The organism is Cyclobacterium plantarum, assembly GCF_011290685.1.
Classification (GTDB): Bacteria; Bacteroidota; Bacteroidia; order Cytophagales; family Cyclobacteriaceae; genus Cyclobacterium; species Cyclobacterium plantarum.
In genome coordinates, this window is sequence record NZ_JAANYN010000001.1 from 988,807 (window position 1) to 1,009,915 (window position 21,109).

Here is a 21,109-nt window from a genome sequence, read left to right on the forward strand (position 1 = left end):
GAAAATGAAACCAAACATTCATACGGTATGGGTATTTGGAATTGGTTTGGCAGGAAGTGTGGCGATTTTGATTTCACCTTACCTCTTGCAAAGCTTAGACCTGCTGACCATGAACAAGTATTCCTGGCATATTGTCAGGGATTTTGGGCTTATCTCCGGTCTATTTATATTTGGTTATTCGTTTTTCTTTTTTCGTACTGTAAACAAAATCAGGGATTTGGAAGCAGATACCCGCTTTCAAATGTTTGATAAATTACCAAATTGCGTCTGGGTTTTTTCTCAACAGGGACAAAAGCTTGAAATGTCAAATGAAATGGCAGCCTCAATTTACGGTATTCCGAAAAGTGAAGAAGCCTTCAGGATATTTAGGTCCCAATTTTACGATATGAAAATTGCTGCAGAGGTTCTCAGCGGGAAAAATTGTGTTTTCCGGAATATTGTCATGATCGACAAGTTTTATGAACCCCGGTATGTAGATCTGTTTGGGATACCGTTTATGCGCAATCGGGAAAACATGGTGTTGGTGATGGTGGTAGACCACTCTGAAATAAACAAATCTCTGAGCCAAATCCAAAAATTGTCGAAATCCTTACTGTTACAAAACCAACAGTTGAAGGATTTTTCATTTATGAATTCCCACAAAATCAGGTCTCATGTTTCGAATATCCTGGGCTTGATCAGTGTGGAAGAAGAAGGGCTTAGCGGTAAGGCTATGGTAATGCTTAAAGACGCCGCCTATAACCTGGACAGTGAGGTTCAAAAAATGAATAAATTATTAATGGAAAAAAACCTAAATGGAAAAGAGGTGGAGCAAAAAGAGCAGCGGATAGTATTTGTAGATGATGACAAGGTGCAGCACATGATCAACAAGAGGATATTACTTAAAGTGAACAAGCAACTTAAATTGTTCTTCTTTGAAAATCCTTATGAAGCTTTGGAATGGTTATCGGTTCATCCGGCTGATGTGTTATTGCTGGATATCAATATGCCGGAAATGGATGGGTGGTTTTTTTTAAAATTGATGGAGGAAAGAGGAATTCAAATGGATGTAAAAATGCTGACATCCTCCCTTGATCCGGATGATTTGGAGAAAAGCAAATCTTTTAGTCAGGTAAGTGGTTTTTTAATCAAGCCATTAAAAGATGAAAATATTGCGCAATTTTTGGCCAATTAGAAGGATGGATTGATTTTTGTATTCATATTGCAATTAAAACTAAAACGACCTTTTTATGGCGGGTGATCCCAGTAATAAAGATAAAATAATCGGGAAGCGAATCGACAAATTTTTTATCGGACTTGAAAGTGCATTTAAGTTTGTTAAAAGGTTTTTTCAGGAAGTTTGGTTTCCCCCCTATGAATTTAAAGAAGTGATTCGTCAGTGTTATCAAATTGGTTGGAACTCGCTGCCATTGATTTCATTGACGGGTTTTATAGTAGGGGTGGTTTTTACCAATCAATCTCGTCCTTCACTGGCCGAATTCGGGGCTACTTCCTGGCTCCCTGCCCTGATTTCAATTGCTGTTGTGCGTGCCATGGGGCCATTGGTTACCGCTTTGATAGCTGCCGGGAAAGTGGGTTCAAGTATTGGCGCTGAGATAGGGTCCATGAAAGTGACCGAGCAAATTGATGCCATGGAAGTCTCAGCCACCAACCCATTTAAATTCCTGGTGGTTACAAGGGTGCTGGCAAGCACATTCATGATCCCGATATTGGTTTTGTACACTGATTTTGTTGCACTTTTGGGAGCCTTTACAAATGTCCATTTCAATGAGTTGGTGAGTTTGAGCACGTTTTTTGTTCAGGTTTTTGATGCCATATCCTTTTTAGATGTCACCTCTTCAATGGTCAAATCCTTGTTTTTCGGTTTTACCATTGGGATTGTGGGTTGTTACAAAGGTTACAACTCCACCAAAGGTACTGAAGGAGTGGGTAAAGCAGCCAACTCCGCCGTGGTCATGGCCATGTTTTTAATTTTCATCGAAGAGTTACTTTCTTTACAGGTAACCAATTTCTTTAGACAATTGTAAAATGGTAGAAACTGTAGTTAAGGTAAGAAATTTGGTCAAGTCATTTGGAGAACTGGATGTATTAAAGGGTGTAGACCTTGACCTGTACAAAGGGGAAAACCTGGTAGTCCTTGGCAAATCAGGAAGTGGAAAATCCGTGTTGATCAAAATAATGGTAGGACTGCTTACGCAAGATGAGGGTTCGGTGAAGGTTTTGGGAAAGGAAGTCAAGGGGCTGTCCCAGAGGGAGCTTAATGAATTGCGCCTTAAAATTGGGTTTTCATTTCAGGCCAGCGCCTTATATGATAGCATGACAGTCAGGGAAAACCTGGAATTTCCACTGGTACGAAACGTCAAAAACCTAAGTAAGGCAGATAAAGATAAATTGGTCGAGGACGTTCTGGATAGCGTGGGTCTTTTGGGCACCATCAACCAGATGCCATCCGAACTCTCCGGTGGTCAGAGAAAGAGGATTGGCATTGCCAGAACGCTAATTTTGAAACCGGAGATCATGCTGTATGATGAGCCTACTGCAGGACTTGATCCCATAACCTGTATGGATATCAATAATTTGATCAATCAGGTGAATGAAAAATACAAGACCACCTCAATTATCATTACGCATGACCTTACATGTGCCAAAGTAACAGGAGACCGAATGGCAGTATTGCTAGACGGTGTCTTTGGGGCAAAGGGAAAATTTGAAGAAGTATTCGAACATGCACAGGATGGTAGAGTTAAATCATTTTATGACTATAATTTCATCAAGCAATGAGAAATGACAATAAAAAATCGGTTACCGTTGGCATATTTGTGCTGATAGGGATCATCATTTTGGTTACCGGAATTCTTACTTTGGGAGCCCAACAAAAAGCCTTTGTTAGTAGTATTCGGGTCTTTGCAGTGTTTGATGACATTGGGGGACTACAGACCGGTAATAATGTCTGGTTTTCAGGGGTGAAAATCGGTACCGTAAAAAAAATCAACTTCTATGGGAATTCCCAGGTAGAGATAGAAATGAACATTGAATCTTCTGCCAAGGATTATATCAAGAAAAATTCCAAGGCAACGATAAGCTCGGATGGTCTGATTGGTAACAAAATCATCGTTATTTATGGGGGAACAGGAGATGGCCCTTCTGTGGAAAATGGAGACCGACTTACCGCAGTGATGCCGCTGGATACCGATAAAATGATGGAAACCCTGCAAGTAAATAATAATAACCTGGTCTCAATAACAGAGGACTTGAAAGTGCTGACTCAAAAGATAGCCAATGGAGAGGGTATTATTGGTTCTGTACTTACCGATAGTACCATGGCCAGGGATTTCAAGCTTATGATGGAAAACCTGGAACGTACCGCAATCAATAGCAATAGAATGACTTCGGAATTGGCGGAATTTTCCAATAAACTGAACCAGGAAGGCGGCTTGATTGACGATTTGATCAATGATACTACTGTTTTTGCGAGCCTTAGAAACACAGCCAGGGGATTGGAAAAAACGGGAGAGGAAGTAAACAATGCCGCAGCCAATTTTAATGCCGCAAGTGAAGGACTAACCCAAAATGACAATACTTTGGGCATGTTATTAAACGATGAAGAATTTGCAGCTTATTTGAAAAGCACCATGAGCAACCTGGATACAGGTACGGTGCGCATGAATGAAACCCTGGAAGCCATGCGGTACCATTGGTTCTTTCGCGGGGCTTTTAGAAAAAGAGACAAAGCAAATGAGGAGTAAAACATCAAAAGCGGAGCATTTTCCGCTTTTTTTATTTTCCATATTTGGCAAAAAAACCTATATTGTAACGACGGGGTATTTTCAACCCTGATTCAATTTGAAATCTTTTTTTTCATTAAACCTACTTGAAATATGGCTAAAGATCCTTATAAAATTATAAAGAAACTTCCTACTTCCAAAGGGGATCTCCAATACTGGAGTTTGAAAGCCCTTGAGGAGCAAGGATACCCGATCAAAAAACTGCCTTTTTCCATCAGGATACTTTTGGAAAATGCGCTAAGGAATTTTGATGATTTTGCCATTACCAAAGAGAATATAGAAACGCTGTTAAATTGGAAGCCCGAGGCCTCCGAAAAAGATATCCCCTACAAACCAGCCAGGGTGCTGATGCAGGATTTTACAGGAGTGCCTGCAGTGGTGGATATTGCTTCTTTGAGGTCAGAGGCTGTCAGGAAAGGAAAGGACCCGGAAAAGATCAATCCACTCATTCCCGTGGATTTGGTAGTTGACCACTCCGTACAGGTAGATTATTTTGGAACCAATTATTCCTATAAAAGGAATGTGGATGTGGAGTACGAGCGAAATGGAGAGCGGTATGAATTTTTGAAATGGGCTCAAAAATCTTTCAATAATTTTGCTGTAGTGCCGCCGGGTATGGGCATCTGCCATCAGGTAAACCTGGAATATCTGGCACAGGGGGTGATTGCGAGAGAAGGAAACGTATTTCCGGACACCCTGGTTGGCACAGACTCCCATACTCCCATGGTCAACGGTATAGGTGTAGTTGGATGGGGAGTGGGCGGTATAGAGGCAGAAGCAGCCCTTCTCGGTCAGCCGATTTATTTTATCATGCCTGAGGTGGTAGGCTTAAGACTCACAGGTTCCCTGCCTTTGGGTACCACAGCGACGGATATGGTGCTGACCATCACTGAATTATTAAGGAGAAAAGGTGTAGTGGGTAAATTCGTGGAGGTTTTTGGTCCCGGATTGGATAATTTGTCTGTACCGGACAGGGCCACCATTTCAAATATGTCACCTGAGTTTGGCTGTACGGTCACCTATTTTCCCATAGACGATAGAACATTGGACTACATGTCCAAGACAAACCGGACGAAAGATCAGATAAAATTGGTTGAAGATTATACCAAAGCCAATATGCTTTGGAGAGCCAATGAGGACGAAATTGATTATTCAACGGTAGTGGAGCTGGACCTGAGTTCGGTAGAACCAACCGTATCCGGTCCCAAAAGGCCGCAGGATAAGATCCTCATGCGCGAATTCAAAGAAAAATTCGGATACCTGCTCAAGGAAGTACACGGCAGGGAATATATTCCCATTGACAAGAGAGATGATGTGGGCAGGTGGTACGCAGAGGGCGGAGGAAATCAGCCTGTAAAAGATCAAAAGAGTAATGTAGACAGCGATGTTGAAATTGAGACAAAACTAAAAAATGGCTTAAAGTCGGTGGTAATCAAGCTCAATAATGAGAAGTTTGCCCTTCATGATGGTTCCATAGTGATCGCAGCCATTACTTCCTGTACCAATACCTCTAATCCAAGTGTGATGATCGGTGCAGGTTTAATTGCCAGAAAAGCAAGAGAAAAAGGACTCGATGTCAAACCCTGGGTAAAAACCTCTCTGGCTCCTGGTTCAAAAGTTGTTACCGATTATCTTGAAAACGCCGGACTTCTCGACGATCTGGAAGCATTACGCTTTCATGTAGTGGGCTACGGTTGCACCAGCTGTATTGGTAATTCCGGGCCTTTGCCCAGGCACATTGCCAAAGCAGTAGAGGACAATGACCTGGTGGTGGCCTCCGTTTTGTCAGGAAATAGAAATTTTGAAGCCAGGGTACACCCTCAGGTAAAAATGAATTACCTGATGTCGCCCATGCTGGTAGTGGCCTACGCTTTGGCAGGAAGAGTAGACGTAGATTTAAACAATGAACCCCTGGGGTACGATCCGAACCTTGAACCGGTTTACCTAAAGGACATCTGGCCATCCAATGAAGAGATATTTGAGGTATCCAACAGGGTGCTTTCTCCCAATGATTACCAGAAAAATTACGGAGAAATCTTTGAAGGAAATGAACAGTGGCGTTCCTTAAAGGCACCTGAAGATAAGGTGTACCAATGGTCCGATAAATCCACATATATCAAGGAAGCACCTTTTTTCAAAGGCATTTCGGAGACGGTAAACGAACCGAACGATATTGAAAATAGTCGCGTCCTGCTTAAATTGGGTGATTCCATTACTACGGACCATATATCTCCTGCTGGCTCATTCTCACCTACTTCTCCTGCAGGAAAATACCTGATTGCCAAAGGAGTGGAGCAGGGCATGTTCAACTCTTATGGCTCCAGAAGGGGAAATGATGAGGTAATGGTACGGGGTACTTTTGCCAATGTAAGGATCAAAAATCAGCTGACCGGAAAGGAAGGAGGATATACCACCCATATGCCTTCAGGTGAAGAGATGACGATTTATGACGCTTCTGCCAAATACCAGAAAGATAAGGTGCCATTGATAGTATTGGCAGGTAAGGAATATGGCAGCGGCTCCTCCAGAGACTGGGCAGCCAAAGGAACTACTCTGCTTGGGATTAAAGGAGTGATTGCGGAAAGCTATGAACGGATTCACCGCTCCAACCTGGTAGGTATGGGGGTGTTGCCCATGCAATATGCCAAAGGACAATCTGCTGCTTCCCTTGGCCTTACGGGGAAAGAACAGATATCCATAAGGGGCATAAAAGACGGATTAAGCCCCCTGAAAGTACTACAGGCCAGTGCCAAAAAAGAGGATGGTGCTGTAGTTAATTTTGAGGTAATTGCCCGTCTGGATTCCGCCATTGAGATCGAGTACTACAAAAATGGAGGAATTCTCCATTATGTATTGAGGCAATTTCTGAAAGCCTGATAATAGGTTTTTTGATAGAATAAGGCAGTATCATTTCTGAAATGGTACTGCTTTTTCATTATAAGCCGGCAAACCAAGGGTCTCATAACCTGGGTTCGATGGAATTTGGGAAGAAACCGTTATTTCGAGAACTAACCTTTTTTAAATTTAGAAATCGGGACAAGCCACTGACTACCGTCTGGACAAGCTCGGTTTTTTGTCGGCCCAGTCCTCTTTGCGTATTTAAAATATGGGCCTTCTTTTTTTCATATTTCTTCAGAAGTAATACTTTAAAGAAAGGAGCTGTAAATACCCCATCGGTTGGCTTAGAGCTGGTTTTGAGCGGAGAATCTCTAGCCAAACGAAACTGCCCCACCATCTAAGTCAACCTAAAAGGGTTACCGATGACGGTCTATTGAGTTTTTTTTGACGATCTTTACCCGAGCTCAGGTTCATATGACAGTTTTTAATTTTTTTGGAGATGGCTTATTCATAGATTTTCGGCAGATTTTGTTTTGCAAGGGTCAGCAGGGAATCTTTTCATTTTTTGATTAACTTTGCAGCCTAATTGATAATTGAAATGGTACACGTTTGTAGGAAAGAACACTTTAATGCAGCGCATAAGTTGTGGAATCCTAAATGGTCTGAAGAGAAAAACAAATCGGTTTTTGGCCCTTGTGCCAATGAAAACTGGCATGGGCATAATTTTGAGCTGATCGTCACCATCAAGGGAAGGCCGGATGAAGATACTGGCTTTGTGGTGGATTTAAAGCAACTGAGTACCCTGATCCGTCGGGAGGTGATCGACAAAGTAGATCACAAAAATCTCAATATGGATGTGCCTTTTATGAGCGGGAAAATGGCAAGTTGTGAAAACCTGGTCATGGAATTCTGGAAGATACTCCAGCCATTGGTGGATGACCTGGTCAAAGATGGGGGCTTGTACAAGCTAACCCTTTATGAAACCCCCCGGAATTTTGTGGAATATTATGGGGAATAACCTTTACCTGAACCAACAAACCCAAGCCAGTTGAAATACTACATCATCGCAGGGGAGCGATCCGGAGACCTGCATGCCTCCAATCTATTAAGAAGCTTAAAAGAAGCAGACCCTGAAGCAGCATTCAGGGGAATGGGAGGGGATTACATGCAAGCTGAAGGTTGTTTTCTGGTGGCCCATTACCGGGAAATGGCCCTGATGGGCTTTGTCGAGGTGTTGCTGCACTTCAGGAGGGTTTTCAGGTACCTGAATAAAATTAAATCCGACTTGCTGAAGCACCGGCCGGATGCCTTGATTCTGGTTGATTTTGCCGGGTTTAACATGAAGATGGCGGCTTTTGCCAGTAAGCATGGCATTCCTGTTCACTATTACATTGCCCCCAAAGTCTGGGCCTGGAATCAAAACAGGGCCTATAAACTAAAGAAATACGTTGATCATTTGTATTCTATTTTGCCATTTGAACCTGATTTTTTCAGGAAATTCGATTGGGAAGTTGATTATGTGGGTAATCCACTTTTAGATGAGAAGAAAAAATTCCTGCCCAATCCGAATTTTTTGCAAGAGAATGAACTCAAGGCCCAAAACCTGGTGGCCCTTTTGCCGGGAAGCAGAAAGCAGGAGATCAGTGAGATGCTCCAAACCATGATCGCCTTAAAATCCGAGTTTGATGAAGTGGATTGGGTGGTGGCCGGCGTAAAGAACCTTCCCGCGGAAATATACAAGGAGGCCATCGATGCAGGGCTGAAGGTTGTTTTTGACCAAACCTATGATGTCTTGCATCATGCCAGGGCAGCCGTAGTAACCTCAGGAACAGCGACCCTGGAAACGGCCTTGTTTAAGGTGCCTCAGGTGGTGGTCTACAAGACCAGTAAAATTTCCTATGCCATTGCCAAAAGGTTGATCCGGGTGCCTTTTATTTCCCTGGTCAATTTAATTGCTGGAAAGGAATTGGTCAAAGAGTTGATCCAGAATCAATATAGCCCTTCATCGGTTAAATCTAGTTTACAGCGTATTTTACCAGATGGACCTGAAAGGGACAAGGCAGTAATAGGATATGAATCACTAATTGATAAGATTGGACAAAAAAAAGCCTCGCATGAAACTGCAAGGCTAATTTACAATACCTTAAATAATTCAGGAAACCGGTAAGATTTCCCAGGTGTATGCATCAGGCAACCTGAAGCTTTTTAAATTTTGATTTTTCGAATTGAGAGCTGGCATAGTCCCGGTCAATGATGAGTGTTTGCTCTTCTTCCACTGAGGGGAACTCATACATGGCATCGGTAATGATGGCCTCACAAATCGATCTCAACCCTCGTGCACCAAGATTGAATTCCACTGCTTTTTCCACAATAAAATCAATTCCTGACTCCTCAAACTCCAAAACCACATTTTCCATTTTCATCAGTTTGATGTATTGTTTGGTCAATGCATTCTTCGGTTCCGTTAAAATCCTTTTAAGGGTAGCTTTATCCAGGGGGTCCAGATGCGTAATGACAGGAAGCCTTCCGATGAGTTCGGGAATCAAGCCATATGCCTTAAGATCCTGCGCAGTAACATACTGCAAAAGGTTATTTCTATCTACCACTTCTGCATTGCTTTTTTTGCTGAATCCCATAGGTTGGGTGTTCAGCCTGCTGGCGATATGTCTTCCAATACCATCAAAAGCACCACCGCAAATGAATAGGATGTTTTCCGTGTTTACAGAGATCATTTTCTGATCCGGGTGTTTTCTTCCTCCCTGTGGGGGAACGTTTACTGTAGTGCCCTCCAGCAATTTAAGCATGGCCTGTTGTACACCTTCCCCGCTTACATCCCTGGTAATGGATGGGTTATCTGATTTTCTGGCAATTTTATCCAGTTCGTCAATGTATACAATTCCCCTTTCGGCCGCTTCTACGTTATAGTCAGCCGCTTGCAATAAACGGGTAAGGATACTTTCCACATCTTCCCCCACATAACCAGCTTCAGTCAGCACAGTGGCATCTGCGATACAAAACGGAACTTCTAGGGTCTTGGCAAGGGTTTTGGCCAGGTAGGTTTTACCTGTTCCGGTATCCCCAACCATGATGATGTTTGATTTTTCGATCTTCACCTCATCATCCATTTCTTCTTTTTGTCCCAATCTTTTGTAATGATTGTAAACGGCTACAGTCAGGACTTTCTTTGCTTCCTGCTGGCTGATGACATATTCATCCAGGTAAGCCGTCAATTCTTTGGGCTTTTTTAGCTTGAACTTAGGCTTTTTGGAATGCTTTTTCGTTTTGTCTTCCTCACCTAAAATCTGAAAAGCCTGTTCGATGCAATAATTACAAATATGTGCAGAAATGCCAGAGACCATGAGGTCAACGTCTTTTTTATTTCTACCACAAAAGGAACACGTTACTTGAGCCATCCGGTATTTATTTTTCTTTTTTCGTCAAAACTTCATCAATCAAACCATATTCTTTTGCAGCAGCAGCCCTCATCCAGTAGTCTCTGTCGGAGTCTTTTTCAATCTCTTCAATGGATTTGCCGCTGTGGTTAGCAAGAATTTCGTACAGTTCTGTCCTCAATTCCAGTATTTGTTTTACAGTGATTTCCATGTCTTTTGATTGTCCCTGCATGCCCCCTGAAGGTTGGTGGATCATTATTCTGGAATGTGGCAATGCAGATCTTTTACCAGCTGCTCCACCGGCGAGCAATACAGCTCCCATAGAAGCGGCCAATCCAGTACATATTGTTCCTACTTCAGGATTTATGTATTGCATGGTGTCATAGATACCTAAACCGGCATAGACCGATCCACCGGGGCTGTTGATGTAAAGCAAGATGTCTTTTTTGGAATCGACAGACTCCAAAAACAGGAGCTGGGCAGTGATAATATTGGCAATATGGTCGTCTACACCTGTTCCCAGGAATATGATCCTGTCCATGATCAGTCTGGAAAAGACATCGATTTCCCTGAAATTGGTAGGTCGCTCTTCGATCACCGCACGGGTCATGTTTTCCACCGATTGTGTATATTGGTCAAAAGTATTGCCACTGATTCCCTGCCCTTTTACTGCGAATTTTCTAAATTCTTCTTTATTCATTTTCTGCTTTCTTAAGTATAATGATACAAAAATAAAAAAAGCCCTTACAAAAGGACTTTTTATGAACAAATAATTTCTTTAATTAGTTTTCAAGGAGTTCTTTAAACTTCTCAACTGCTATTTTCTCTTCTTTGATATCGACCTTGTTTTTTACAAAATCAAGGACTTTTTCATTCTGAACAGCTGTCAGCATTTGCATGTAATTTTTACCCTCATTGCCCTGCAGGTAATTTTGCAAAAACATATCCATATTCTCTTCCATTTGAGAGCCCATGCCAGAGGAAGCCAATTGCTCGCGAATCATTTCCTTGGTTTTTTCAATAACATCTTCATGTTCCGCCTTGATTTCATTTTCCTTTGCAATCTGGTTGGAGAGCAAAGACCAGGTCAGCTGCTTGGTATACGTTGGAAATTCTTTTTCTACATCCTCTTTGCTGAATTTACCTTCATTGGCCCGAACCAACCAATCTTTTAAAAACGCCTCCGGTAAATCCAGTTCATGATTGGCCACCAGGCTATCCTTGAGCTGTTCCTCATTGAACACTTTCACTTCTTTTTGGTAATTTTCAGTCAGAATCGATTTGATTTTTTCTAAAAACTCCTCTTCGGAGGAAACCTGATCCGGGCCAAAGACTTTGTCAAATAGCTCCTGGTTCAACTCAGCTTCTTCAGTGCGGTTGATATTCTGAACGGTGAAAGTGAAGTCGCCTGAAAGTTTCTCTGCATCTTCCTTGCTGATGTTCAATACTTCTGCCAAATCACCTTTGATCGCTTTAGAAGGATCAAATGAGATAACATCTTCCTTTTTAACCCCTAAGAATTTTTTAAGTGAACGCCCGTCCAGTTCATTCAGAGGTAAAGAGAGCGTCTCCTCGTATGAACCATCAGCAGCTTTAAGGTCGCCATATAGAAAATCATTTTCTTCGCTGACCTCTGGATTGGTCATTTTACCGTATTGCTTTTTAATGTTGTCAAGAGCTTCATTTACTTCTTTGTCAGAAAGCTCTACCTGGTAGTTTTTAACATTCAGCTTTTGTTCCAGGTTCACATCAATCTTTTCTACAAAACCGATTTTATAGTCGAATTCAAATTCCTTTTGTTTTTTCCAATCAATGTTTTCGCTTTCAGCATCCTGAGGAATCGGATCCCCCAACACTTCAAAATCCTGCTCTTTCAGATAATCATTCAGGGATTTGGATAAAATGTTGTTGATTTCTTCTACCAAAACAGAAGTGCCATAGAGATTTTTCACCATTGCAAAGGGGGCTTTTCCAGGTCGGAAACCTTTGATATTGGATTTTTTGGCATAATCTTTTATTTTGGCATCTACTTTTTGTTGGTAATCAGCCTCATTGATTTTTATCTTGACCAAAGCCTCATTGGCAGCATGTTTGTCTAATGTAATTTCCAAGGGATCTGTATTTAATGTTTTCCAATAACAAAAACCCTCAATCCTGACATTTTACAAGATCAAGATCGAGGGATTCTAAAAGGGTGTGCGGATGGAGGGACTCGAACCCCCATGCCTCGCGGCGCTAGATCCTAAGTCTAGTGCGTCTACCAATTTCGCCACATCCGCAAAAGTAATAATAAGGGACAAGCTGTTTATTTTTGCTTATATCTTAATCTACCTGAAAATTTTCAGGTCTATTCAAAAGTGTAACCACTATTGAACGCATACCCTGTTTTTTACGTGGATGCAAAGGTAATCATCAATTTTAAAGTTTCAATAACTTGATCCAAAAAAATTACAAATATTACTTTCGGATTTGATTCCTTCGATAGGAATTATTTTATAACTTGTACCATATGATCAAAGTTGATATTGAAGAAGAGCGTAAGGAAATCCTGAAACGGTATCGCCGACTTTTGAAAGTCGCCAAGCCATTGCTCAAATCAGGTGATGCCAAATTGATCAAGAAAGCATTTAACGTGGCCAGTGAGGCACATAAAGAAATGCGAAGAAAATCAGGCGAGCCCTACATTTATCACCCTTTGGAGGTGGCCCTTGTTTGTGTGGAAGAAATTGGCCTGGGCACCACCAGTATAATTTCTGCTTTGCTTCATGATGTAGTGGAAGATACAGATCTTGAATTGGAAGACATTGAAAAGGAGTTTGGTACCAAAGTGGCCCAAATAATAGATGGACTGACCAAGATTGCGGGTGTTTTTGACTACGGGACCTCCCAACAGGCGGAAAATTTCAGGAAAATGTTGATTACCTTATCGGATGATGTACGGGTAATACTGATTAAATTGGCCGACCGGCTAAACAACATGCGGACCCTGGATGCCATGCCCAGGCACAAGCAATTGAAAATTGCCTCCGAAACCAAGTTTCTATATGCCCCTTTGGCTCACAGGCTGGGCTTGTATTCCATTAAATCTGAACTGGAAGATTTACATTTAAAGTTCATGGACCAGGAGGCTTACGGATACATCGTCAAAAAAATCAAAGATTCGAGGATTTCAAGAAACAAGTTTATCAAAACCTTCATTGCCCCCATTGAAAGTGAATTGGAGGAACAAGGTTTTAAATTTGTAATCAAGGGCAGACCAAAATCTGTCTTTTCCATTTACAATAAAATGAAATCCCAAAACATCCCGTTTGAAGAGGTCTATGATTTGTTTGCAATCCGGATAATTATCGACACACCCTATGAAAATGAAAAGGCAGACTGCTGGCAGGTATATTCCACGGTAACGGATTTTTACCGTCCCAATCCGGACCGGTTGAGGGATTGGATAAGCACACCAAGATCCAATGGTTATGAGTCCCTTCACACCACAGTAATGAGTCAAACCGGACAATGGGTGGAAGTCCAGATTCGGACACAGCGCATGGATGATATAGCAGAGCGGGGTTATGCGGCACATTGGAAATACAAAGAAAAGGAAAATGCACCTGAAAAAGCGGCTGGAAGCCTGGATGAGTGGATCACACAGGTAAGAACTTTATTGGAAAACAATGACGGTTCTGCTATTGAATTCATGGATGATTTCAGGGGAAATCTGTTTCAGGAAGAGGTTTTTGTCTTCACCCCAAAGGGAGATTTAAAGGTATTGCCCTTTGGTGCTACAGCCCTGGATTTTGCTTTTGAGATTCACTCGGAAGTTGGCGCGAAATGCATTGGTGCAAAGGTCAATCAAAAATTGGTTTCCATAGGGCATAAATTAAAGAATGGAGATCAGGTAGAAATACTGACTTCGAATAAACAAAAACCTACTGAAGACTGGCTCAAATCGGTTGTAACCTCCAGAGCAAAAGCCAAAATTAAAGATGCCCTTAAAGAGGAAAAGAAGGGTTACATGTTGGATGGGAAAGAAATTGTCCAACGGAAGCTGAAGCAGATGAAAATTGATTTTTCATCGGAGGTGGTGGAGCAACTACGTGCCTTTTTTGAAACCAAGACCACAACTGAATTCTATTATAAAGTAGGTAGAGGGATCATTGATCCTACAGCGATCAAGACTTTCAGGGATTTTAAACAAAAGAAGAAATCCAGGAAAGTGCCAATGATGCATGTTACGGATGAAAAGTCTTTTACCAAAGAGATAAAAAATTTGAAGGGTCCCGAACATGATCAGCTATTGATTGGGGAGGACATGGATGTGGTGGATTATGTATTGGCCAAATGTTGTAATCCCATACCCGGAGACGATGTATTTGGCTTTGTTACGGTAAATGAAGGGATAAAAATTCATAGGACGGCCTGTCCCAATGCCCTTGAGTTACTTTCCAATCATGGAAATCGGGTTATTAAAGCCAGGTGGACAAGTCAGCAGCAAATTGCATTTTTGGCGGGATTGAAAATAGTGGGAACCGACAGGGTTGGATTGATCAGTGATCTGACTAAAGTCATATCGAATGAATTAAAGGTAAACATGCGATCCATAACCGTAGATTCGGATAGTGGAATTTTTGAAGGCAGCATCAAGTTATACGTACACAGTACCAATCACCTGGAAAATCTTATTGAAAACTTATCAAAGGTACCTGGCGTCTTAAAGGTGTCAAGGTTTGATTAAATACGGGAAGCACCCATATTCAAATAAGAACCGTATATTTGTAAAAAAAAATGAAAGTATGGCTTCAAATGAAAGTCTTTACGAGAAGGTAAAGAAAATATTTACTGCCTATCTTGAAAACAAGAAGCTCAGGAAAACCCCCGAAAGGTATGCTATTTTGGAAGAGATCTACAGCAGGGGAGGGCATTTTGATGTTGAAGGGCTGTATATCAGTATGAAAAACAAAAATTACCGTGTAAGCAGGGCTACGGTTTATAATACGCTGGATCTTTTGGTTGAATGTGATTTGGTCACCAAGCACCAATTTGGAAAGAATTTGGCGCAATATGAAAAATCTTATGGCTATAAACAGCATGATCACCTCATTTGTACTGAGTGCCACCAGGTTAAAGAATTTTGTGATCCCCGGATTCAAAATATTCAAAACACAGTGGGAGAGGTGCTAAATTTCAATATCATTCACCATTCATTGCTGCTATATGGAAACTGCACTGATGAGAATTGTGAATTTAAACAAGAAAACTCAACAGAGAAAAATTTAAAATCAAGTCAATGAAAGCAACATTTGAATCCTATATTGAGAACAAGACATTGGTTTTAAAAATCAAGGGGGATTTAATCGGAGATGAGTCTGGTCCTCACCTGGTAGGATTGGTTTCTGATGGTATTCAGGAAGGAGTCCAAACCTGTATTGTAGATCTCAGCCAAGTCAGGTATATCAGTTCCAGTGGTATTGGTGTTTTGATCACGATATTAACCAAAATGAGAAATAACGATGGGGAAGTTTACCTGACCTCACCCTCTGAACACGTGAAAAAATTGTTGATCATTACCAAGCTTAATAATATTTTTAATGTTTTTGACTCTTTGGAGGAAGCAGTGAATCAATCAAAATAGACTTAAATATCATTTTTCTCCTAAATAAAAATCATCCGGGAGTTGTAAATTTTTACAATACTGGCAATCTTCACGGCTGATTTGAATTTTAGGGCTGTATACTTATTTATAAAAAAATGAAAATGGACGTTCTTTTAGGTCTCCAATGGGGTGACGAAGGCAAGGGAAAAGTAGTGGATTACCTGGCACCGGCCTATGAAATGGTGGCCAGGTTTCAAGGGGGGCCGAATGCTGGTCATACCTTGGAATTTGACGGAATCAAACATGTTTTGCATCAAATACCAAGTGGTATTTTTAGAAAAAACATCCACAATATCATTGGGAATGGTGTGGTTCTGGATCCCGTTGTTTTGAAAAAGGAAATTGAAGCCCTTAAAAAGTTCAATATTGATTTCAAAAAAAACCTTGCGATTTCAAAAAAGGCCACTATTATTCTTCCAACGCATAAACTTTTGGATGCTGCCTATGAAAAGTCCAAGGGAGATAAAAAAATCGGTTCGACGCTGAAAGGCATTGGCCCGACCTATCAGGACAAAATTGGGAGGGTAGCGTTAAGGGTTGGGGACATGCTGGCTCCGGATTTTAAAGAAAAATACCTGGAACTTTCCGATAGGCACCGTTCCATTTTGGAATATTATCAATATAAGCTAAACGATCTTCCGTCACTGGAAGCCGAGTTTTTCGATGCGGTGACTTTTTTCAAATCATTGAATCTTGTAGAAACTGAGTTTGAAGTAAATGCAGCCCTCAAATCTGGTAAAAAGGTCTTGGCAGAAGGAGCTCAGGGATCACTTTTGGACATTGATTTCGGAAGTTATCCTTTTGTAACCAGCAGCAGTACCATGACAGCAGGGGCCTGTACGGGCCTTGGAGTTCCGCCTGCTGCCATCGGTGAGGTGTTTGGTATTTTCAAAGCCTATTGCACAAGGGTAGGTAGTGGTCCTTTCCCTACAGAGCTTTTCGACGAGGATGGGGAAAAGATGCGCAAAGAAGGTAATGAATTTGGATCCACCACAGGAAGACCAAGACGGTGTGGCTGGTTGGATTTACCGGCATTGAAATATTCCATAATGATCAATGGGGTAAGCCAGCTATTCATGATGAAAGCAGATGTTTTAAATGATTTTGAGGAGATTAAAGTATGTACTGGGTATGAGCTTCCCGATGGCTCCACTACCGACCGCCTTTTTCCAAGTGGGAATGATGAATCATTCAAGCCGATTTACAAAACACTGAATGGATGGCACTGCAACCTGAATGAAGTGGAACAATACAAAGATTTTCCTGATGCCCTGAAAAATTATGTTGAGTTTTTAGAAAAACATCTGGAAGTGCCCATCAATATGGTTTCGGTGGGTCCTGACAGGAAAAAAACAATTTTAAAATAACATTGCTTTTCTTTTAAAAAAGGCTTCTTTTAATATAATAAAGGAAGCCTTTTTTTATTTATTTTTTATTTGCCTATCTTAACTACCGGATCCTGAAAGGCAGAAGTTTCCTCAACGTTATTTGATCTAAAAGCATAGGCATGTATGAAGAAAACCTTTTCCTCATCAAATGGCTTTTAGATTTAAGGAGTTGTGTGAATTCAGCACCAGGTCAAAATTGTGATTTTCCGGATTGAAGCATGCCTAAAATATATCTGTTTGTTCTTCTTCAGGTTGTTGCGCTTATTTCACCTTTTAGGGTGTGGAGCCAGCAGGGATTTCCTTATTGTGAATCATTTCAGGATGAAATAGAAAGGGACCAAACCATATTTGGAGGGGATGCCCGGTTACGCGATGGGGTGTTGCGACTAACCGAGGCGGTGATGGAACAAAGTGGATACGTTTACATTGATATTCCTTTTTCTTCAAGTTTTGGGGTTAAAGCATCTTTTGAATATTTCAGTTATGGTGGAGACGGTGCTGATGGGTTAACTGTGTTTCTGTTTGATGGGGCCAGCAATTTTTTTGCCCCCGGAGGTTTTGGGGGCTCTCTGGGATATGCTCCGAGAATTGGAGGGACAGGTTTAACCCGTGCTTATATGGGAATTGGATTTGACAGTTTTGGCAATTTTGGCAATAATTCAGAAGGCAAGATTGGGGGCTTCCCTGGCCCGGCCAGCCAGCTTCATCCTAATAGTGTAGTGGTAAGGGGGCCGGGGCATGCATCGGATGGTTATCGGTTTATTGCCGGGGTGAAAACAAATGAAGGTGGAGTTTTTGGATTGCCGGAGGACCAGCGTTTCACCATAAGCTCTGGAGGGATTGGAACCAGAAGGGTCACCGATCCAGATCAACCCGGGTACCGGAAAGTCATCGTCAAGTTGCGGCCAAAAAACCCAGGTATAGGTTTCCATCTGGATGTAGAGCTGATTTTTACAACTGTCAGGGGAAACCCAAGACAAATTAGCCTGTTGGAGAATGTAGACTATCCTTATCCCGCACCCGAAACCTTGAAAATTGGATTTGCAGCTTCTACAGGAGGGCAGACCAATATCCACGAAATACGCAATTTACTGGTTGAAGTTGCTGATGAAGATAATCTGGAAAATCCTATAGCTGCTCCTTTGGAAAACATGGTCGTCTGCCTGGGCCAGGAAAATTTTCTGGAAGTACCTGGTGATTTGATCAGTTTACCCAATGAAAATTCCAGGATCAGTTGTATGAATTTCTTTGAAACCATGGAGGATATTTCTGAATTTAATGAGGACCCCTGCCTGCATGAGGACTGCGAAGAAAAGGTTGTTAGTTTTCAGGGAGGAGATTTTAAATACCTTGGGCAGGAGGGGTACTTTTCATTCACTCCAAATGAAGGGTTTAATGGCGATCAGGTACAAATTTTTTACACTATTACCGATAATTACGGTAAAACATCAGCCGGTGATCCACTCATTCTCAATGTCAACGAAGTTCCGGAACCGCTAACTGTTTTCATCAACGACCTTCCCTTAGACTCCCTTTCCGCATGTCCCGGAGATGAAGTGGAGTTGAGCATGTATTCTGGGGAGGAAATTTCTTCCTTTGAATGGTTACTTGACGGGCAGTTCCTTCAGGGTGAAAACGCCCCTGACCTTACCCTTACCGGTCCGGGAAGTTATCAGGCACGTGCCATCTCCCAACAAGGATGCCCTTTGGTTTCAGACCCCATTGAAATAGCCTTTCCGGATTTTCCGGAATTGGAAATACCTGGAACCATATTCGTTTGCCAGCCAGATCTTTTTCCGGATATCAGGACTTATATTTCAGCATATGATGGCGAATTGTTTGATTACCAGGTGGAAGATGAGTTGGGAAATGCTTTTGTAAACGAAGCGATTACTCAGATCAATTTGGAGGGCTTGTATTTTTTACGTGTAAGACCTAAAGAAATTGATTGTTGGTCTGATCCGGTAACCTTCAGGTTAAGTGTTCCTGACGAGCCATTGGCAGCATCCTTTGATTATGTTCTCAATGCTACAGGACTTAAGGATGAGGCTCCGGATGGGATTTTAGCAGATGACAGAATTCGCTTTCTGGATCAGTCTACCGGTACTCCCCGAAACTGGCATTGGGATTTTGGAGATGGCAATACCAGCAATCAGAGGTCTCCGGCGCATGTATTTGGAGATAAGGGAGAGTTCTTGGTGACACTTACAGTCCAAACGGGTCCTGATTGTGAGGCAAGTTATCAAATGGTGATAACCATTACCCGAACCTACCGGGTCATGTTCCCTTCCGGGTTTACCCCGACAAGGGAAGAGGATAATTTCTTTGTTCCAAAGACCAAAGGGATTGCTGAAATGGATTTGAAGGTTTTCAGTGCCTGGGGGGAGTTTTTATTCCAGACCACTGATCTTAATGGGAATGGTTGGGACGGTAATCTAAATGGGGCTCCCCTTCCTCCCGGTACTTACGTTTACAGGGCAGATTTTGAAACTACAAGAGGAGAGCAAGTAACCCGTTCCGGAAAATTTCTTTTGATAAGGTGATAAAATGGATGTGCATATCGGCCCTTATTTTGTTTGGACTGTTTTTCCAACAGTTGAAGGCACAGGACATGCAGTTTTCCCAATTTTATGCAGCACCAATTTATTTGAATCCTGCATTCACAGGAAGCACCGAATGGACGAGAATTGGGGTTAATTACAGAAATCAATGGCCTGGGCTAGATCATAGTTTCAATACATTTTCTGCTTATTTTGACCATTTCATCGACCACAGAAACAGCGGAATTGGGGTAATCGCTAACGGAACCCGGGATACCTTTGCCCAACTGCAAAATATGGAAATTGGGTTGACTTATGCTTACCGGCTTCGATTGGGGGAAGAGAAATTTTTGCATGCCGGTTTTCAGGCCAGTTTTGTAAATAGGAATGTGAATGTAGAAAGCATTATCCTTGGAACACAGTTGGACATTGACAGGGGAATCGTAGTAGGAGAAGGAATCAACTGGGTTACGGATGTCAGCCAGAGGAGTCATGAGGATATCAATGCAGGTTTATACTATTATGATGATAAATTTTGGCTGGGACTGGCAGCACATCATCTCACCAGGCCCTACACCTCATTTCTCCAAATGGATGAAAACCGGCTTCCTATCCGGTATGCTGTTCACGGTGGAGTAACTTTTGATATATTTAGCCCGGGCATCGGTGATGTGATCAACAATACCTTACAGGAAAGAACCCTGTCTTTGGCCTTCAATTATAAAAGACAGGGACTTTTTGACCAACTTGATTTGGGGGCAGAATTATTTTATGCCCCGGTAATGGTAGGCATGTGGTACAGGGGATTGCCAACAAAGAACGCCTTGCCCAACAATGAAGCCTTGATTGCCTTATTGGGATTTTCATTGCCCAACGATCTGCAAATAGGATACAGCTATGATTTTACCATTTCCAAGTTAGGCTGGAGGAATTCAGGAGGGGCCCACGAGGTATCGGTACGCTATACTTTTCGCAATTATAAAACAGGGAAAAAGCATGATAGGGACATTCCCGGATTCAAATATTAGCAATAATTGACAGCTCAATTAAAGCTTATATTTTTTTCTACCTGACAGTCAGATAATTTGAACCATTTCCTTACTTTTATTTGTTATCTCCATTGTGAAATGGAAAAAAGATATCATCTTTGTGATCCCAAACGGGGGAATAGGTTGACATGGAGAATTAGGGTTTAAAAAGTTTTAAATTTTATTTCCAGAAATTTTGCCAGAGTGAGAAAGTTAATTACCTTTGCACTCCCTTACGGAAAGCGGTCTTAAAGAGGCGGCATGAAAGTAAGTCAAAACCGGTGGTAAGCGTAAGGTTTACCAGAAACCGGACTAAGTTCTTTGAAGTTTTGTCAGACATTAAATAAGCAAAAAATTATTTCTTTGAGCCCAGAGACACAAATTGGGGATGATTTTCCGAGAGGGGAATCAGGAACCACACACAAACTTTACAATGGAGAGTTTGATCCTGGCTCAGGATGAACGCTAGCGGCAGGCCTAATACATGCAAG

Annotated in this window: 16 protein-coding genes, 1 tRNA gene and 1 rRNA gene; 14 read left to right on the top strand and 4 right to left on the bottom strand. The window is 41.8% G+C overall.

The genetic code is table 11. The features are described 5' to 3' along the window. Window positions 1-4 precede the first annotated feature (4 nt). The 7 genes from G9Q97_RS24940 to lpxB all read left to right on the top strand — a co-directional run bounded on the left by G9Q97_RS24940 (window position 5) and on the right by lpxB (window position 8,790). Complete coding sequence (locus G9Q97_RS24940; protein WP_246255383.1) at window positions 5-1,174, top strand: response regulator; 1,170 nt, start codon at window positions 5-7, stop codon at window positions 1,172-1,174. 55 nt (window positions 1,175-1,229) lie between these two features. Continuing rightward, a complete protein-coding gene (locus tag G9Q97_RS04105) occupies window positions 1,230-2,027 on the top strand; it encodes an MlaE family ABC transporter permease (RefSeq protein WP_166143377.1) in 798 nt (265 codons plus the stop codon). Window position 2,028: 1 nt separating this feature from the next. Then, window positions 2,029-2,781 carry an ABC transporter ATP-binding protein gene (locus G9Q97_RS04110; RefSeq protein ID WP_166143379.1) on the top strand — a complete coding sequence of 251 codons (753 nt, stop codon included), beginning with the start codon at window positions 2,029-2,031 and terminating at the stop codon, window positions 2,779-2,781. Continuing rightward, entirely contained in the window at window positions 2,778-3,746 is a 969-nt protein-coding gene (locus G9Q97_RS04115; protein ID WP_166143381.1) for an MlaD family protein, read from the top strand. Before G9Q97_RS04110 ends, G9Q97_RS04115 begins: the two co-directional genes overlap by 4 nt. 132 nt (window positions 3,747-3,878) lie before the next feature. Next, a complete protein-coding gene (acnA, locus tag G9Q97_RS04120) occupies window positions 3,879-6,662 on the top strand; it encodes an aconitate hydratase AcnA (protein ID WP_166143383.1) in 2,784 nt (927 codons plus the stop codon). A gap of 559 nt (window positions 6,663-7,221) precedes the next feature. Next, window positions 7,222-7,641, top strand: coding sequence for a 6-pyruvoyl trahydropterin synthase family protein (locus tag G9Q97_RS04125; protein ID WP_166143385.1), 420 nt, complete (start codon window positions 7,222-7,224; stop codon window positions 7,639-7,641). Between the two features lie 30 nt (window positions 7,642-7,671). Next, window positions 7,672-8,790, top strand: a complete 1,119-nt coding sequence (gene lpxB, locus G9Q97_RS04130; protein WP_166143387.1) for a lipid-A-disaccharide synthase — start codon at window positions 7,672-7,674, stop codon at window positions 8,788-8,790. A 19-nt stretch (window positions 8,791-8,809) separates the two neighbouring features. Here lpxB and clpX read toward each other — a convergent pair whose 3' ends face one another. From clpX to G9Q97_RS04150, 4 genes are all read right to left on the bottom strand, one after another. Further along, window positions 8,810-10,036: an ATP-dependent Clp protease ATP-binding subunit ClpX gene (gene clpX / locus G9Q97_RS04135; protein ID WP_166143389.1), complete on the bottom strand. Its 1,227-nt coding sequence runs from the start codon at window positions 10,034-10,036 to the stop codon at window positions 8,810-8,812. 7 nt (window positions 10,037-10,043) lie between these two features. Continuing rightward, window positions 10,044-10,715, bottom strand: coding sequence for a ClpP family protease (locus G9Q97_RS04140; RefSeq protein ID WP_246255384.1), 672 nt, complete (start codon window positions 10,713-10,715; stop codon window positions 10,044-10,046). Between the two features lie 82 nt (window positions 10,716-10,797). Further along, window positions 10,798-12,126: a trigger factor gene (tig, locus tag G9Q97_RS04145; RefSeq protein WP_166143391.1), complete on the bottom strand. Its 1,329-nt coding sequence runs from the start codon at window positions 12,124-12,126 to the stop codon at window positions 10,798-10,800. 86 nt (window positions 12,127-12,212) lie between these two features. After that, a tRNA-Leu gene (locus G9Q97_RS04150) sits at window positions 12,213-12,294 on the bottom strand. A gap of 230 nt (window positions 12,295-12,524) precedes the next feature. Here G9Q97_RS04150 and G9Q97_RS04155 point away from each other — a divergent pair. From G9Q97_RS04155 to G9Q97_RS04185, 7 genes are all read left to right on the top strand, one after another. Further along, the gene (locus G9Q97_RS04155) at window positions 12,525-14,744 is read left to right on the top strand and encodes a RelA/SpoT family protein (RefSeq protein WP_166143393.1); all 2,220 of its coding nucleotides are present in this window, start codon (window positions 12,525-12,527) and stop codon (window positions 14,742-14,744) included. 58 nt (window positions 14,745-14,802) lie between these two features. Then, window positions 14,803-15,300, top strand: coding sequence for a Fur family transcriptional regulator (locus tag G9Q97_RS04160; RefSeq protein ID WP_166143395.1), 498 nt, complete (start codon window positions 14,803-14,805; stop codon window positions 15,298-15,300). Continuing rightward, window positions 15,297-15,641, top strand: coding sequence for an STAS domain-containing protein (locus tag G9Q97_RS04165; RefSeq protein WP_166143396.1), 345 nt, complete (start codon window positions 15,297-15,299; stop codon window positions 15,639-15,641). The genes G9Q97_RS04160 and G9Q97_RS04165 overlap by 4 nt, the downstream gene beginning before the upstream one ends. Before the next feature lie 116 nt (window positions 15,642-15,757). Further along, window positions 15,758-17,029, top strand: a complete 1,272-nt coding sequence (locus tag G9Q97_RS04170; RefSeq protein ID WP_166143398.1) for an adenylosuccinate synthase — start codon at window positions 15,758-15,760, stop codon at window positions 17,027-17,029. Window positions 17,030-17,268: 239 nt separating this feature from the next. Next, on the top strand, window positions 17,269-19,593 hold the full coding sequence (locus G9Q97_RS04175; RefSeq protein ID WP_166143400.1) for a PKD domain-containing protein: 2,325 nt from the start codon (window positions 17,269-17,271) through the stop codon (window positions 19,591-19,593). An 8-nt stretch (window positions 19,594-19,601) separates the two neighbouring features. Further along, window positions 19,602-20,618, top strand: a complete 1,017-nt coding sequence (locus G9Q97_RS04180) for a PorP/SprF family type IX secretion system membrane protein (RefSeq protein WP_166143402.1) — start codon at window positions 19,602-19,604, stop codon at window positions 20,616-20,618. Window positions 20,619-21,048: 430 nt separating this feature from the next. Continuing rightward, window positions 21,049-21,109 (top strand): 16S ribosomal RNA (locus G9Q97_RS04185); the annotation flags it as partial.